This window comes from Paractinoplanes polyasparticus (assembly GCF_019710575.1).
GTDB classification, from domain to species: domain Bacteria; phylum Actinomycetota; class Actinomycetes; order Mycobacteriales; family Micromonosporaceae; genus Actinoplanes; species Actinoplanes polyasparticus.
This window is the reverse complement of the sequence record NZ_JAHWFK010000042.1, coordinates 19,848-33,897: the sequence shown is the minus strand read 5'-3', so window position 1 is coordinate 33,897 and position 14,050 is coordinate 19,848. Positions and strand designations below refer to the sequence as shown.

The window sequence follows — 14,050 nt, the reverse complement described above, 5'->3', positions numbered from 1 at the left end:
GCCAACTACTCCTCCATCATGGGTGAACCCTCGACTCCATCGGGTATCCAGCAACCCCCGCGAGCACAGTAGGCGGGAGAGCGGCACGATTCAGATGCGTTCGAAGGTGTCGCGCCTATCGAAGGAGGAGTTCGTGACTGTAGCGTTCGTGCACGGCAATCCCGAAAGTGCAGCGATCTGGACCGATCTGCTCGAAGAGCTGCGGAGGGTCGGCGTCACCGACACCGTGTGCCTGTCCCCTCCGGGGTTCGGCGCACCGCTGCCGGACGAGTTCAGCGGCGATGTGGCCGGCTATCGAGACTGGCTGATCGCGGAGATCGAGCTCTTGAACGTGCCGGTGCACTTGGTCGGGCACGACTGGGGCGGAGGCCACGTTCTCAACGTGGCCATGACCCGGCCCGATCTTCTACAGAGTTGGGTCAGCGATGCCATCGCGCTGTTCGAACCCGACTTCGTCTGGCACGACCTGGCACTGCGCTGGCAAACCGAAGGTACGGGCGAAGCCGACGTGGCCACTGAGTTCGGCGCCTCGCACGAGGAGAAGACCGAGCAGATGATCTCGCTCGGTTTCGCCCGGCCGATTGCTGAGCGCCTCGCCTCGGCGCAGAACGCAGACATGGGTCGCGCGTTGCTGGGGTTGTACCGCTCCGCGGCGCAGCCAGTGATGGCCGAGCTCGGTCGGGCACTGACCAGGGCGGCGGCACGGCCTGGGCTTGTCCTGCTGGCGAGCGATGACCCCTACGCGGGCTCCGAAGCCCAGCGGCGCCGGGGAGCTGCGCGAGCCGGCGCGCGGGTGGAGATCCTCGACAGGGCCGGGCACTGGTGGATGGCCCAGGACCCGGCCCGGGCCGCCGACCTTCTTGCCGGGTTCTGGGCTTCCATTCCGGATCAGCCCGCGGCCCCGACCTCGCCGACACCGCGCGCACATCCGACCTTCGGAGAAGTTCGCCCCCCACGGTCAGGAGAAACGTTCGGTGGATAGTCCTCGCCGGCCGTGTGCGCCGCGCGGGATTCACCCGCTCGGCCGAGACGCGGGCACTCTGATGCTTCTCCGCCGGAGACACGAAGTTCGCTTTCATCGCTGCGGTCGGCCACGCCGCGACGGCGGCGGAATCCCCACAGGAAGACAAGGAGGGTTGCGACGGTCGAAGCACCTGCGGCAAAGGGTATGAGCGCCGCATTTCCGTTGTCGACCAAGGGCGCCCAGCAGGAACAGGCCGGCAAGGACCATCGCAGTTGCGATGAGGAATCCGACCCCGATCGTCCGGCTTCCGCTACCACCGTTCCTCCTGCGTCATCCGCGAGTCCAGTTGCAGCTTCTGGCAACGGATCGCCGCACCGACCTCATCGACGAACGAATTCATGTCGCCCTCCGCTGCAGGCCTGGGCCGGAGACCGACGGTGTTCCCGGAGTCGAGCTGCGCTCGTTGGGAGTGGTAAGGCGGGTATTGGTGGCGAGCCCTGAGCTGGCGTCGACTATCCGGCCGGGTGAACGAATCGAGTCATTGAACGCCATGCCAACCGTTTCGATGGTCGACCCGGTCTCCGGCTGGTTGGAGACGGACCGGTGGGATCTCGACCGGGCCGACGGTGCTCGACTGGTCGTGCACCATGAACCGCGGATCGCCTCCCTGGGAGCCGACGCGGTGCTTGAAGCGGTGCGGGCCGGAGTGGGAGTGGGCCTCGTCCAGGACCTGCTGTGCGCGGCCGATCTGCGATCCGGGTCGCTGGTCCGGCTCTGGCCCGAGTGGTACTCCGCGGAAGCACCACTCTCGCTCGAGTTCACCTCCGCGCGAGGCCGGCTTCCGGCAGTCAGGGCACTCATCGACTACCTGTGGGAGAGCTTCGCCGAGGCGCGAATCCGGGTCTGACCCGTGAGCCATCCGGTCAGCCCGGCCCGGGTTCGAAGGAGACCGTCGCGAGAGCGGCCAGACGAGAGGCGGCAGCGCTCGGCGTGCGGCCGCGGTGCGTTGCGACACTGACAACTGTCTCGAGCGCGGCATCCTCGATGTCGATCCAGCGGAGGTGACTGTCACCCTCGACCGAATATCGAGGCAGGATTCCGACGCCCAGGCCGTTGCGGACCAGGGCCGCAGCATCGTTGACGTCCGAAGTCTCGATCCGGATGTCCCGCCACAGCCCGCGCTGCCGGAACTCGTTGTCGACCAGAGATCGCGACGTGAATCCCGTGTGGTTCTCGACGAACGGTTCCGAGACGGTGTCTTCGAGCCGGACCCGGGCTCGGCCGGCCAGCGGGTGATGAGCCGGGACGACCAGCCCCATGGGCGAGGTGGCCAGCACAGCGACGCTCAGGTCGGGATAGGCCGCCGGCTTGGCGCTGAGGAAGGCCAGGTCGAGGTCGCCGGTGCGGAGGCCTTCGGCCAGTCCCGTGGTGCCGGTGGCGGACGGCGCCAGGTGCATGGTGACACCGACGTGATCGGCGTGGAACCGGCCGAGCAGGCCCGGGACGTCGAACAGGGTGACGTTGGTCATGTAACCGATGCGAAGCGATCCGGAGAGTCCAGCGCCCACCGCGTCCACGGTGTCTCGAGCGTCCTGGAAGGCGTCCAGGATGGCGACCGCCTTCGGCAGCAGGGCGCGGCCCGCCGCTGTCAGCCGCACTTGCCGGGTCGTCCGATCGAACAAGCGCTCGTTCAAATCGGACTCGAGGGCGGCGACGGTCGCGGAGACAGCGGACTGCACCAGATGCAAATCATTCGCGGCCCGGGTGAAGGTTCCCGCCACCGCGACGGCAACGAAAACCTCCAGATGACGCTTGTCCATGATTTATCTCCGACTTCGATCAGAATCATCAAAATATATCGTGGCAGATGATTGGAGACGGCAGCATGGTTGCTTCATGGCTACTACCCAGACGACTCCGGTCCGGAGTGTCACCCACGGAGCCGGATTTTGGATCGCCGCGGCCGCGTTCCTCGTCGTCATGGCGTACAGCACCGTGCCGACGCCACTCTGGTCGCTGTATCAAGAGCGCGATGGCTTCTCGACTTTCGCGATCACCGTCGCGTTCGCGGCGTACGCGGTAGGTGTTGTGATCAGCCTTTTCCTGGCCGGGCATCTCGGCGACGCCTACGGACGGCGACGCATCTTGCTGATCGCCATCGGGCTGGAGATCGCCTCGGCCGTGATCTTTCTGCTCTGGCCCGCCCTGCCCGGCCTGATCCTGGCGAGAGTTGTCTCCGGGCTCGGCATCGGCATGCTGACGGCTACGATCACGGCGCACATCCTCGACCTGTATCTGAGAACGCGCCCCGGCACCGACCTTACGCGGGCCCAGGTAGTGGCGGCGGCAGCCAACCTCGGCGGGTTCGGTGTGGGCGCCTTGGTGTCCGGCGCGCTCGCTCAATGGATCACCGCACCGCTCATCACCCCGTACGTCGTCTTCATGGTTTTTCTCGTCATTGCCCTCGTCGGGGTGGCTCTCGTGCCAGAGACCGCTACTCCCCCGGACGTACGTCCGAAATACCGCCCGCAGCGCGTCAGCGTCCCGGAGAACGCGCGCGGAACCTTCTTTCTGGCCGGCGGTATCGCCTTCGCCGCTTTCGCGGTGCTGGGTTTGTTCACCTCGCTCGTGCCGGGCTTCGTGTCCGGCCAGCTGCACATCACTTCAAGATTCACGGGCGGTCTCGTCGTGTTCGTGACCTTCGCCGCTGCCGTGCTCGCACAGATCGCCCTGCGGTCGCTCACCATGCGCGCGCAGACAGCGATCGGGACCGTCCTGCTGGTCCTCGGCATTATCGTGGTGACGGTCGTCGTGGTGCAGGTCGGCGAGCTCGGGTGGTTCTTCGCCGGCGGCGTCCTGACGGGCGCCGGAGGTGGCCCGCTGTTCAAGGCAGCCCTGGCAGTGGCGGGCTCCCTGGCCGACCCCAGTCATCGTGGTGAGGTACTCGCCGGCATCTTCCTGATCGGCTATGTCGGGCTCACACTGCCGGTGGTCGGCATCGGCGTCGCGACCCAGGCGATCTCGCTCACGACGGCCCTCATCGGCTTCACCATCGCCACCGTCGCGATCGCCTTGTGCACCGCGATCCCCCTGTTGGCCCGCCTGCCGGGTGGGCCGCGGGTGCGTAAGACGTCCGCGGGTTGATCCGTTCTTTGCCCGGCACATCGCCCTGCCGGGTTGCGTCTCCCACCAACCGATCCCTCTTCAACACTGGAGAATTCTCATGTCTGACACCACCGTGACCCCGGGACGGCTTCCGGCCCACCGCTATGTGATCCGCGGTGGCGTGGTCTTGTCCATGGACCCCGCCGTGGGTGATTTCGAAACCGCCGATGTTCTTGTCGAAGGCAAGAAGATCGTGGCAGTCGGGCCCGAGCTTGACGCCGGCGACGCGGATGTCATCGACGCCCGCGGGCGCATCGTGGTGCCGGGTTTCGTCGACACGCACCACCACCTGTTCGAGACCGCGCTGCGCTCCTTCCTGCCCGACGCGCTGCTCTTCAACGACGGATCTGGCACGCCGAGCGCTGATCCCTCGTACGTCGAGTACGTGCTGCAGAAGTTCGCGCCCGTGTACCGCCCGCAGGACGTATACATCAATTCGCTGGTCGGCGGGCTGTCTCAGCTCGACGCCGGTGTCACCACGGTTCTGGACATCTCACAGATCCATCACTCGCCCGAGCACACCGACGCGGCGGTCCAGGCTCTGGTCGATACACGACGCCGGTCGGCGTTCGGCTACTTCGAGGGTGACGGCCGCGTCGGAGCGGCCTACCCTGACGACGCGTATCGAGTCCGGAAGCAATGGTTCTCCTCGGACGACCAGCTGGTGACCATGGTCATGGGCGGTGAGGTCTATCTCGGCGACGACGTGCTCACCCGGTCCTGGACCATCGCCCGCGATCTGAACCTGCCGATCGCGGCACACGCCGTCGGAAGCTTCGGGCAGGGTCCACTCATTGACGCAGTCGCACGCGGTGAGGGCGGCTCGAAGAAAGACATCGGGCTGGGTCCGGACGTCCTACTCATTCACATGACAGGGATGAGTGACTTTGCCTGGAAGGTAGCCCGGGACGCCGGCGCCAAGGTCTCCGTGGCCGTGCCCGTCGAGATGGTCATGCGGCACGGCACACCACCGCTGCTGAAGATCCAGGAAATGGGCATGGAACCGTCGCTGAGTTCCGACGTCGAAACCACGATGACCGCCGATCCGTTCACACTCATGCGCAGTGCTCTGACCGTGCAACGCATGCTCGTCAACCAAGCCGTTCTCGACCAGGGTGGTGACCACACCGGCATGCCAGCGCTACTGCGCACTCGCGACGTGCTGCGTTTCGCCACCGCCAACGGCGCCGACCACCTGGGCCTCGGCCACCGAACCGGCTCTCTGACCGTTGGCAAGGAAGCCGACATCGTGCTGCTCAACGCCAGGGCGCTCAACGTCGCACCGCTCAACAACGCGCCCGGCGCCGTGGTTTCGCTGATGGACCGGACCAACGTGGAAACCGTCATCGTGGCCGGCGAAGTCCGCAAGTGGCAGGGAAAACTGCTCGACGCCGACCTCGACCAGCTCAGCCGCGAGCTCGAGAAGTCACGCGACTATCTCTTCCGGACCACCGGCATACGCCGAAACCTCCTCGCCTGAGTCAACGAGAGATGATCACTGAGACGCCACCACATGGGCACATGACACACAAGCGTTGGCCCAGCGGCGCGTAGTTCGTCTCCATCCACCACAGGGCGAGGTCGCGCATCGAACGGACGTGCCTTCGTCGAGGGTGGCGCCCGATCCGTCTGCCGGCTGCGGCACTGCAGGCTTCGCCGTGCGGCTCCGGGCGGACGACGTACAACGCCAAGTGGCAATGGCCGCACGGGACGCTGTCCGGGCAGCCGACCACGCGCCCGGGTTCGGGCTCCTGCTGGAAGGTCTGGCCACACACCTGATCGACGGTTACGTGGCCGCGGCTCCCATCCTCAAGCAAGGGCTCCGGGCCTACTGCGACATCCAGCCGGACTTGAACGAGGATCTCCACTGGAACCACCTGGTGGTCAGGGTGGCGATCGACCTCTGGGACGACCAGAGCTGGCACGAGCTGGCCGACCGCGAGCTCCGCTTCGTCCGCGAATCGGGCGCGATCAGCTCGGAATCACCACCCGACGAGATCTTCGGGATACGCTTCCCCGGTCGGCCAAATGATTCTCGTCCGGTCGCTTCGCCGAGTCGAGCGACCGACCGCCGTACCACCGGCAGCTTGCGAGACTTGGTCAGTGAATTGGCCGTCCTGGTCGCGGCTGCATTACCGCGGTGCGCCGTTATCGGCGGTAGTCCGTAGGGGATCGGCCGTACTCGGTGCGGAACGCAGTCGCGAACTGGCGAGCACTCCGGTAGCCACACATGGGCGCGATCTGCGCGACGGAATACGAGGTCCCGTGCAGCAACTCCGCCCCAGCTTGTAACCGCATCCGACGCAGATACCGGTACGGAGTGAGCCCGGTGGTGGACCCGAAGACCCGGATGAAGTGGAACTTGCTGACGTTGACAATCGCGGCGAGTTCCTCGATCGTGACGTTCTCGGCAATCTTGGCCCGCATGTATTCCGTGATCCGGTCGACCTGCCGGGGGCTCAGCGACGGGAGCTGCGCCCCGTCACGCCGTGCGGGTCGCCTCGTCCGCCACGCAAGATGAGTGACCAGCGCCTGGGCGATGGCGTCGGCGTAGAGCGCCGGTGCGCCACTGTCCAGTGCGCCCGCCAGCGCCCACGTGCTCGCGGCTACGAACGGGTCGTATTCATTGGCTCTGTCGAGCGCCGGGACCCCTCCGGCGGCAGCGGGATCGAGCAGCAGGTGCAAGGAACGCAGCGGGGTGTTCGAGGCGCTGCGCCAGCGTATGAGGTTGTGCCGGCCAGGTGAGACGATGCAGATGGAGCCCGGCCGACGTACCTCGCCGTGCCACTTCCCCCGGCTACGGTGTTCGAGCCGGTACTGCCCGCTGGTGGCCAGGACGATGAACAGCTGGTTGGACTCGACGCAGAACTCTGCGGTGGCGGGTGGATCGGAGTATCTGGCGGCTTGGACTGTCCGCCACCCCAGGCCGGTGCTGGTCTCCAAGCGCTGGCCGGGGCCGTCATGCGCTGAGGGCGCCGCGATCGCCATGCCTCATATGGTGTCACGGTCGGCGCTGGGCCGCTTGTCCGCCGCCGGAGCGACGGCACCCGCCTGCGCATTGTCCTATGGCCTGCGCATTGTCCTATGGCTCGACGCCCCGCCGAGGCCGAGGCCGACCCCGCCCCGGTCGGCCCATTCCGGAATTCGTTCTGATGCCGGTGGAGCGGCCCGGCCTGTCGGCCCGGACTCGCAGCTCTCGCGATTGAGAAGGATCTGCTCTCAATGCGCGAGCTGATGATGTTTGGGAAGATCAGAGCTTCCGTATCCGTCCACAGCAGACCATCAAATGGTGCGAAGACCCGCGCCCAGGTATAGCCGGGTGCGTTCACGGGACTAGTGGCTGCTGGTCGTTGCTCCGCGCCGCGCCTTGAAGGTCAGCAATATGAAAGACGGTCCTACGCAATCTTCGGGACGCACCCAGGCCCCGTCGCGAGCAGTGTGGAATCGCTCGGACCGCACGGCATTGATGACATCGGGAGAGATCGGCATGAGGATGTGGAATCCTGCTGCGGACTTACAGCCAGCCGAAGTGATCAGTTGCGCCACTGCCGCTGACGTCCAGGCTGCCTTGGCCAGAGCCGCGAACGCGAGGCTGGGCGTCTCCGTGCTGAGCGGAGGGCATGGCCGGCCGGGACGCTCCCTGCAGCGTGGCGGCGTGGTGCTCGATCTTTCCCCGATGCGTGCGGCCACAGTCATCGGAGACGTGGTCATCGCCGGAGGCGGCGCCCTGTCCCTGGACGCGATGATCGCGGCTGAGAGAGAGGGGTACTCGATCGTCGCGGGAACAGTCGGCTCAGTGGGTATCGCCGGGTTCACCCTCGGAGGCGGGTACGGTCCGCTGAACGGGCTCGTCGGAACCGGGGCTGACAACTTGCTCGCCGCTGAGGTCGTCCTCGCCGACGGCCGGCTCGTCCACACCAGCGAGCGGAGTGATCCGGATCTGCTGTGGGCGCTGCGCGGCGGTGGCGGCAACTTCGGCGTCGTGACTGCGCTGCATCTGCGCGCATTCCCCATCACGTCAGTTCTCACCGGCAGGGTCACCTTTGGATGGGACCAAGCTGCTGACGTTCTGCGAGGTTTCGGCGAGCTCTGTGCGAAGGCGCCTGACGAGTTCACGGCCCGAGCCGGGGCCACCACCCTGCCGGACGGCACCGATGTGGCCTACGTCGCGCCCACCTGGCTCGGAGATCCGGCGTCCGGTGAGCAGTGGATGGAGCGGGTCACCGGACTCGGCCGACCGCTGTCCGTTGACATGCGGACCATGGCGTTCAGCGACGTCCTGCGCGAAGGTGAGGCAGCTTTCGCGGATACAACGATGCATCACGACATGGGCACACGGAATGTGGCCGCCGTGAATTCCGCGGTGGCAGCCACCATCATCGAAGCCGCAGAAGCACGCACCTCGCCATCCAGTGTCATCGAGATCGTCCCGTTCCACGGCGTTGCGACCCGCTTGCCCATCGAACTGGCCGCCTTCGCTCAGCGCAAACCGCACTTCCTGGTTGAGATGATCGGGTCCTGGAGTCCGGATGACGGGGCCACCGACAAGGACTGGGCGCGTGACACGTCTCGCAAACTCGCGCCGCACGCACTGCCCGGCGGCTATCCGAATCTTCTCGGACCCGCTGACGACGAACAGGTCGCGCACGCATACGGCCCGAACACCGAACGTCTGGTCGCGCTCAAGCGCCGTTATGACCCGCGGACCATCTTCTCCGCCACCCCGTTGCCCCGCTGATCGTGCTTGCCGGTCTCGAGGTCGGCAACGGAGACACTAGCGAAGTGGGACAGCGCGCACAGGACATTCCCGCACAGCGCGGAAGCGCGTCGAGGCGCAAACGCGCCGCCGAGCCTGGGGCACGGCCAAGTTCAGACGAACAGGTTGGTGCGTTCGGTCGTCCTCGTCGGCGCGCGCGGGTAAAGGATCACCGCGAGGGCCCGGTCGGCGCGGCGGGGTTGGCCGCGGACAACGGCTCGATGTCGTGGTCGGTGAGCGGGTTCACGATGATTCTGATGCCCTGCGGCGAGTTGATCCGGAACAGCGAGCCGGGAGCGATCGCATACCCCGGCGTCGCGCAGCACACTCACCGCCCGTGTCTCGTCCGGAACCCGCACCCAGATGTTGATGTCGGTCGTGCCTGGGTCGGCTGGCCCCGGGAGGACAACCCGTGTATCAGCTCGGTGCGCCGGTCCTCATAGCTTTTCGCCGCGTTCGCGATCTGCACTGTGACCTGGGGATCCTTCCACAGTTGCAGGAGCAGTCGCTGCAGGATGGTGGACACCCAGCCACTGCCGATCCGCGTCCGGCCGACGACGCGGGCGATGGTGGCCTCGTCGCCGACGAGCAGCGCGATCCGCAGATCAGGTCCGAAGGGTTCGGACGCCGATCGGACGAATGCCCACTTGCCGGTGACCGGCCCCACGCAGTTCGGCGGAACGTCGACCAGCTCGGCGGCGTGGTCGTCCTCGATCACCAGGACGCCCGCGTGCCCCTGGAGCAGCCGGCGCAGATGCTCGGCGCGACTCGCACTCACGGCCGCACCGGTCGGATTCTGCGCGCGTGTGGTCACGACGACGGCGCCGACGCCCGACCTGAGGGCCTCGGACAACGCCTCAGGCAGCGGGCCCTCCTCATCGACGGCCGTCGCAACGGCACGCAGATCGAGTGCGGCCAGCAGGTCGAACAGATTGGCCCATCCCGGATCCTCAACGGCCACCGAGTCGCCCGGCCGTAGATGGGCGGTGAGTAAGCGCTCGATCGCGTCCAGGGTCCCGCCGTGACGGTGACTGACGCGTCGTCGACCGGGATGCCGTCCGCCGCCAGACGCAACCGTGCGGCATCGACGAGCTCGGGTATCGCCTCGACCTTCGCACAGCCGGTCGGCGGCCCGAGTCCGTCGGCGACCCGGACCAGACCAGGCCCGAGGGGAGGCAGAAGGGTCGTGTCCGGTTCGCCGTTGGTCAGATCGCGAATGCCGGTCGGGACCGGCACCCGCAGGGCAGACCGCCGTTCTGCGACCGCTGGGCGGGATCGCACCCGGCTGCCACGGCGGCCATCAGCCTCGGCGATCCCCCGCCGGCGCAGCTCGGAGTACGCCTTGGCAACCGTGGCCGGGCTGACGTGCAGATCCAACGCGAGCACCCGCACTGGTGGAAGCGGGACGGCTCGGGGCCGCGGAGGTACAGCGCGAAGTGGCGATGGCCGCCCGGAACGCCGTTCGAGGTTCGGGGCTGGGAGGGCGGTGACGGCGGCGACAATGCCAGGCCGCCGGCCGCTCATTTTGTTGCGCAGTCTGCGGCGCACCGGCGCCATCACGGGGCGCCTCCATGGATCCGCGAGCTTCCTGCAGGCAGGCACCCAGCGGCCGAGGATGCACGCCACCCGTCAACCGAACGCGAGGATGCCGGACCGTCTCCTTGAGCGCCCGTAGTCGAGGACGTCCGGCATCATGGCTGGCATGGACGTCGAGGAACTGATCGCACGCCACCCGCGGGTATTCCACGCGGATATCGCGCTCCGACCCTGCCGAAGGCCGTGGTAAGTTATATGCATGTACATGCAAACGAGATCGTCTGAAGCCGGCCCCGAGGTCATCAGCGCGATCTGGTCGCAGGTCGCCTCCTTCACCTCTGCCGTCGATGCGGGTCTCGGCAAGTGGCTAAATGACGCCTACCGGGTGGGGCTGACCGAGTACCGGGCGTTGACCTACCTCAGTCAGGCTGCCGACAAGGAGCTGCGGGTCAACGACTTGGCCCAGCGGATCAGTCTCAACCAGAGTTCCGTGACCCGGCTGGTGAGCCGGCTGGAGGGCAAGGGCCTGGTCCGCCGCGACACTTGCCCGGACGACGGGCGCGGCATCTACGCGGTGATCACCGAGCAGGGTGAAGCCTTGGTCGCCCGGGTGCGTGGGCCGTACGAGCAGCATGTGCGTGACCTGCTCGGCAACATGGACGGGCACTTCCCGCAGATGGACGCGCGCCAGCTGAGTCGGGCCCTGAGTGACATCAGCGCCTTGATCAACTCCTAAAGGTTCGGCGCAGGCAGAACGGATGCGCTGCTCCTATATGTATGCATGTACATGCAGTTAATGCTCTTCTCCGTGTATCGAAAGGCCGTCATGAGCTGGTTCTATCTGAGCATCGCTGTGATCTTCGAGGTCGCCGTCGGGCTCTTCGCGAGCAAGGCCAAAGGTTTCACCCACGCCTGGTGGACCGTCGCCACATTGGCCTCCGGGGCGATCGCCACGTTCTTCCTCGGCCTGGCGCTGCTGTCGTTCGACGTCGGAGTGGGTTACGCGATCTGGACCAGCGTGGCGGGCGTCGGCATCGTGATCGTCGGCGCGCTCTTCCTCGGCCAGCGGCTCGACTGGAAGAAGACCCTCGGCATCCTCATCGTCATCGGTGGGGTCGTGGGCCTGCAGTTGAGCGGTTCCGCATAACCGACGTCATACCCTCAACCCCCTGGAAAGGACCGAACTAATGACCACGACATCCACGACCAACCCCAAGATCAGCCGCTCCTGGCTCGTCCTCCTGCTCGCCGGCGCCTTCGAGGTCGGCTATGCGCTAAGCGTCGGCGGAAGCGAAGGGTTCACCGTGCTCGGCTGGTCCGTTTCCGCATTCATTTTCTTCCTGCTGACGCTGTACTCCCTCAGCGTCGCCCTCAAGCACATCGACGTCGGCATCGGCTACGCCGTCTGGGCGGGCATCGGCGCAGTCGGCGCGGCGCTGTTCGGCCCCTTGTTCTTCCAGGAGTCACTCACCCCGGCCCGTGGCATCTGGCTGGCCGTGATCATCGGTGGTCTGGTCTGGCTCAAACTCGCTGACAGCCCCAAGATCAGGTCCCGGAAGACGGTAGCCGGGTCCCGGTCGGTTCGGCCAGACGCCACCACGTCGCTGCCGGGCTGAGCGTCGGCGACAGCGGTCCGGGTAAAGAGCATCGGATTGATCAGCGGGAGACTGGGTTGCGGCATCTGCGCGGGTTGATGCTGGACGGGCAGCTCAAGTTGATGCAGCCGATGGCGGCCCGGCTCGGGGTTGATCACCAGCAGCTACAACAGTTTCTGACCTCCTCGACGTGGGACGTGACCCGTGTCCGGCGACGGGTGGCGACCTGTGCCCCTGTCATCCCGTCAGAGAACATCCGCGCCGCCTGCAGACGCGACGGACGCGGCCCTGCGGACCGACTCCACCGCCGTCCCCGTATCGCATGCGCTATCCATGCACACGGACCAGACCATCAGGAATCACTCGCACCAGCGATATGGACACAAGAGTGACCTGACCCAGGAAGATCAGCAAACGACGCCAGAGACGGTGGGACCTGCCCGGTGACAGGTCCGCTGATGTTCCCGGACGACATGTGCAAGCTCTTGTCCGGTCCGTTGGACTGTAGCGATTGAGGTTCTAACTGCGCTGACAGCAACAGTTTCTCACCAGCTGTCAGTAGGAGGCCGTAGTCGCCTACGGTGGGAGATGCTCGCTGGCGGACCGCTGCAGGTGCAGGGCCCGGCAAAGTCGTGACGGTGTCCGCTTGAGTGGAGGAGTCATGCCCGCACTGCCATCGTCGCTGATCGACGCCCGTCCGAAGCGATGATCCGCCGGCTGCTGCAGTCCCTGGACCCGGATCTGCTGACCATGGTGATCGGCGCGTGGCTCACCGGCCGGACCCTGGCGGACATCCCGGCCGGTCGGCGGGCGATCGCAGTCGACGGCAAAGCCCCGCGCGGCTCCGGCACCGCGGACACGGCTGCCGATCATGTGATGGCCGCCTGCAACCAGAGCGCCGGCGTGGTCCTGGCCAGCACCGACGTCGACGGCAAGACCAATGAAATCACCAGGTTCGCGCCGCTGCTCGACCAGATCAGCGACCTGCGCGACACCGTGATCACCGCTGATGCGATGCACTGCCGGCACGACCACGTCACCTGCCTCGCCGAACGCGGCGCACACTGGATCCTGACCGTGAAAGGCAACCAGCCCCACCTGTACAAACAGCTCACCCGCCTGCCCTGGAAGGCGGTCCCGGACGCCACCCGTGACGACGACCGCGGACACGGCCGCCGCGAGATCCGCACGTGCAAGATCCTGACTGTCTCCACCGGCATCGACTTCCCGCACGCCGTCCGGGCCCTGCAGATCCGCCGCCGCAGACGCCGCCTCGACGAGCCGAAACGCTCACCACCGAGACCGTCTACGCCATCACCGACCTGCACCTCCACCAGACCAAACCGGCCCAGCTGGCCGCATGGATCCGCGGACACTGGTCCATCGAGAACAAAATCCACCGGGTGGTGTCATTCTGCATCCGGCAACAAAGTGCGTGAGTCGACCGATGGCCGAAATACGACGCCACAAGAAGTAACCCAGCACGCGCCAATCGTATTGGCCAGAAGGTCATTGGCGTCGGCGGCACGGCCGCTACTTAAAATCAAAATGCCAAGATATTGGAGCGCTCCTATCATGCCGCTGAAAGCCGGCCCGCGAAGAGCGATCTAACCCGAGCCCGCACCTCACTGAGAAGCGGTAGCAGCAGTCCCAGCGGGACAGTCATGACGATGTTGAGTATGAACGTCCGATGTCAATGGCGACGAGTGGGGTGAAGGTTTCCCTTCTCGTACCACGGTATTCGAACGGCGTAGCTGCCCACTGCCACCTGCAACGGAAGCATGGTTACGGTGATTACATCGAGCAGGTAGAGGCAGGCAGTCCAGGCGGTGAACAGCCGCGGCCACGTAAAGTGGCTGCGCGAGTGAAGAAAAAACCACGACCCAAGAATGAACACGGTTCCCAATGCAGCGGCGGCCGGCAACGCAGGGATCTCCCACTGGGCATCAAACATGAAGGCCCTCCATCGGTGCGACGTCTCCGACCCGTCATGCTCATCGGTGCCATAACGTCCGGCATCGGCCATAGGATCGA

15 protein-coding genes and 1 pseudogene are annotated in these 14,050 nt (G+C 66.1%); 11 read left to right on the top strand and 5 right to left on the bottom strand.

Annotated elements, in window-relative coordinates:
- Window positions 1–133: 133 nt before the first annotated feature.
- The gene (locus KXC43_RS35715) at window positions 134–982 is read left to right on the top strand and encodes an alpha/beta fold hydrolase (protein WP_221380643.1); all 849 of its coding nucleotides are present in this window, start codon (window positions 134–136) and stop codon (window positions 980–982) included.
- 259 nt (window positions 983–1,241) lie between these two features.
- On the top strand, window positions 1,242–1,871 hold the full coding sequence (locus tag KXC43_RS35710; protein WP_255645414.1) for a LysR substrate-binding domain-containing protein: 630 nt from the start codon (window positions 1,242–1,244) through the stop codon (window positions 1,869–1,871).
- A gap of 16 nt (window positions 1,872–1,887) precedes the next feature.
- On the opposite strand, the gene KXC43_RS35705 is transcribed toward KXC43_RS35710, so the two are convergent.
- Complete coding sequence (locus KXC43_RS35705; RefSeq protein WP_221380641.1) at window positions 1,888–2,784, bottom strand: LysR family transcriptional regulator; 897 nt, start codon at window positions 2,782–2,784, stop codon at window positions 1,888–1,890.
- On the opposite strand from KXC43_RS35705, the gene KXC43_RS35700 reads away from it, so the two are divergent.
- The 3 genes from KXC43_RS35700 (at window position 2,783) to KXC43_RS35690 (ending at window position 6,297) form a co-directional block, all read left to right on the top strand.
- Window positions 2,783–4,108, top strand: a complete 1,326-nt coding sequence (locus KXC43_RS35700; protein ID WP_255645438.1) for an MFS transporter — start codon at window positions 2,783–2,785, stop codon at window positions 4,106–4,108. The two genes, KXC43_RS35705 and KXC43_RS35700, sit on opposite strands and share 2 nt — an antisense overlap.
- A 127-nt stretch (window positions 4,109–4,235) precedes the next feature.
- Window positions 4,236–5,609 (top strand): amidohydrolase family protein, encoded by a 1,374-nt coding sequence (locus tag KXC43_RS35695; protein WP_221380640.1) that lies wholly within the window; start codon window positions 4,236–4,238, stop codon window positions 5,607–5,609.
- Between the two features lie 133 nt (window positions 5,610–5,742).
- On the top strand, window positions 5,743–6,297 hold the full coding sequence (locus tag KXC43_RS35690; RefSeq protein ID WP_221380639.1) for a hypothetical protein: 555 nt from the start codon (window positions 5,743–5,745) through the stop codon (window positions 6,295–6,297).
- Here the strand turns inward: KXC43_RS35690 and KXC43_RS35685 are convergent.
- Complete coding sequence (locus tag KXC43_RS35685) at window positions 6,278–7,117, bottom strand: helix-turn-helix domain-containing protein (protein WP_221380638.1); 840 nt, start codon at window positions 7,115–7,117, stop codon at window positions 6,278–6,280. The two genes, KXC43_RS35690 and KXC43_RS35685, sit on opposite strands and share 20 nt — an antisense overlap.
- Before the next feature lie 394 nt (window positions 7,118–7,511).
- On the opposite strand from KXC43_RS35685, the gene KXC43_RS35680 reads away from it, so the two are divergent.
- A complete protein-coding gene (locus tag KXC43_RS35680; RefSeq protein WP_221380637.1) occupies window positions 7,512–8,867 on the top strand; it encodes an FAD-binding oxidoreductase in 1,356 nt (451 codons plus the stop codon).
- A 187-nt stretch (window positions 8,868–9,054) separates the two neighbouring features.
- On the opposite strand, the gene KXC43_RS51655 is transcribed toward KXC43_RS35680, so the two are convergent.
- Window positions 9,055–9,213 carry a hypothetical protein gene (locus tag KXC43_RS51655; RefSeq protein WP_255645413.1) on the bottom strand — a complete coding sequence of 53 codons (159 nt, stop codon included), beginning with the start codon at window positions 9,211–9,213 and terminating at the stop codon, window positions 9,055–9,057.
- Window positions 9,214–9,846, bottom strand: coding sequence for an aminotransferase class I/II-fold pyridoxal phosphate-dependent enzyme (locus KXC43_RS51650; RefSeq protein ID WP_308129411.1), 633 nt, complete (start codon window positions 9,844–9,846; stop codon window positions 9,214–9,216).
- Window positions 9,847–10,680: 834 nt separating this feature from the next.
- Between KXC43_RS51650 and KXC43_RS35670 the strand changes: the two genes are divergently transcribed.
- The 5 genes and pseudogenes from KXC43_RS35670 to KXC43_RS35650 all read left to right on the top strand — a co-directional run bounded on the left by KXC43_RS35670 (window position 10,681) and on the right by KXC43_RS35650 (window position 13,627).
- Window positions 10,681–11,157, top strand: a complete 477-nt coding sequence (locus KXC43_RS35670; RefSeq protein WP_221380636.1) for a MarR family winged helix-turn-helix transcriptional regulator — start codon at window positions 10,681–10,683, stop codon at window positions 11,155–11,157.
- Between the two features lie 72 nt (window positions 11,158–11,229).
- Window positions 11,230–11,568, top strand: a complete 339-nt coding sequence (locus KXC43_RS35665; protein ID WP_308129410.1) for a DMT family transporter — start codon at window positions 11,230–11,232, stop codon at window positions 11,566–11,568.
- A gap of 40 nt (window positions 11,569–11,608) precedes the next feature.
- Window positions 11,609–12,037 carry a DMT family transporter gene (locus KXC43_RS35660; RefSeq protein WP_221380635.1) on the top strand — a complete coding sequence of 143 codons (429 nt, stop codon included), beginning with the start codon at window positions 11,609–11,611 and terminating at the stop codon, window positions 12,035–12,037.
- 32 nt (window positions 12,038–12,069) lie between these two features.
- Window positions 12,070–12,249: pseudogene (locus tag KXC43_RS53320) on the top strand (transposase); the annotation flags it as partial.
- Between the two features lie 472 nt (window positions 12,250–12,721).
- Window positions 12,722–13,627: an ISAs1 family transposase gene (locus KXC43_RS35650; protein ID WP_255645412.1), complete on the top strand. Its 906-nt coding sequence runs from the start codon at window positions 12,722–12,724 to the stop codon at window positions 13,625–13,627.
- 82 nt (window positions 13,628–13,709) lie between these two features.
- Here KXC43_RS35650 and KXC43_RS35645 read toward each other — a convergent pair whose 3' ends face one another.
- Window positions 13,710–13,970: a hypothetical protein gene (locus tag KXC43_RS35645; RefSeq protein WP_221380634.1), complete on the bottom strand. Its 261-nt coding sequence runs from the start codon at window positions 13,968–13,970 to the stop codon at window positions 13,710–13,712.
- Between the last annotated feature and the right edge of the window lie 80 nt (window positions 13,971–14,050).